The following is a 1,324-nucleotide window of genomic DNA, read 5'->3' as shown; positions in this document are numbered from 1 at the left end:
GAACTTGACCCGGAAGCGGGCGCCCGCGCCCGACGCCAGGAGCGCGACGGCGGCGGAGATGAGCACCGTCGCACCGGCGACGATCGCGGAGTTGCGGAGGAAGACCGCGAACCCGCCGTCGGTCAGCACCGACTCGAAGTTCGTGAACGACAGCTCCTTCGGGAAGAAGGACTGGCCGCCGCTCGACGCCTGTGCGTCGAACGCGCTCGACAGCATCCAGTACGCCGGGAACAGCGTGAACACGAGCAGGAGGGTGACGAGGATCGCCTTGACGGTGTTCGAGCGGATCTTCCGACCGCTCGCCTTCCGGTGCATCGGGACCTGCGGCTTGGCGGACCGGTCGGTGCCCGGTCCATCAGCCGGTCGACGGGCGGCGGTGGGGGCGGGAGCGTGGGTGGTCACAGTTCGTCCTCCTTCATGAGGGCGCGGATGTAGACGATCGTGATGCCGAGCAGGACGAGCGTCAACAGCACCGCGATCGCGGAGCCGAAGCCGTAGCGGTTCTGACCGAAGGACTCCACGTACGACCACACGCCGAGGTTCAACACCTCGCGGTTCGAGCCGGAACCACCCGGCATGAGGTAGATCTGCGCGAACACCTTGAAGTCCCAGATGGTCGACAGGATGATCACGACCGAGAACACCTGGCGCAGCGACGGGAAGGTGATCTGGAAGAAGCGACGGAACGCGCCCGCCCCGTCCATCTCGGCGGCTTCCAGCATCTCCTTGGACACGCCGAGTAGGCCGGCGAGGACGGTGATGGCCACGAACGGGAAGCCGTGGTGGATCACGTTCAGGAGCGCGATGCCGTAGAACGTGAACTGGTTCGTGAACCAGTTGAAGGGCTCGTCCATGAGCCCGAGCCCCATGAGCGTCTGGTTGACGATGCCGCGGTCGGCGTCGAAGATCCAGACCCACACGTAGGTGCCGGTGACGGCTGGCATCGCCCAGGCGACCATGATGGCGCTGCCGACGATGGTGCGCCAGAAGGAGCCGAGGTTCGCCATGAGCAGGGCGACGAGGGTGCCGAGGACGACCGTGCCGATGACGGCGGCCGCGGCGAAGAAGACGGTGTTCGGGAGGACGACGGTCCAGAGGGTCGGGTCGGCGAAGACCTCGGCGTAGTTCGCGCCGCCGTTGAAGTTGGTGTCACCGCTGACGATCTCGCGCAGGCCGTAGTCCTGCAGGGAGAACAGGACGACGCGGATGAGCGGCCAGAGGAGGAGCACGGCGAGGATGAGGAGCGCCGGCGCGAGCAGCAGCCAGGGGCGGGTGCGCATCAGCAGGCGCAGCCGCTTGGGGGAGGGGCCCCCGGGCCCCCCCC

General features: G+C 67.5%; 1 protein-coding gene and 1 pseudogene. Both read right to left on the bottom strand.

All coding sequences use genetic code 11. The features are described from left to right. Positions 1-402, bottom strand: a pseudogene (locus tag IFU11_RS19935) (carbohydrate ABC transporter permease); the annotation flags it as partial. Further along, positions 399-1,280: a carbohydrate ABC transporter permease gene (locus IFU11_RS19930; protein ID WP_079706981.1), complete on the bottom strand. Its 882-nt coding sequence runs from the start codon at positions 1,278-1,280 to the stop codon at positions 399-401. The gene IFU11_RS19930 and the pseudogene IFU11_RS19935, both read right to left, overlap by 4 nt. Positions 1,281-1,324: the final 44 nt, after the last annotated feature.

The sequence above is a fragment of the Plantibacter sp. CFBP 8804 genome (genome assembly GCF_014841225.1).
GTDB lineage: Bacteria > Actinomycetota > Actinomycetes > Actinomycetales > Microbacteriaceae > Plantibacter > Plantibacter auratus.
The sequence above is the reverse complement of the archived record's forward strand: the minus strand, read 5'-3'. Positions and strand labels throughout refer to the sequence as shown.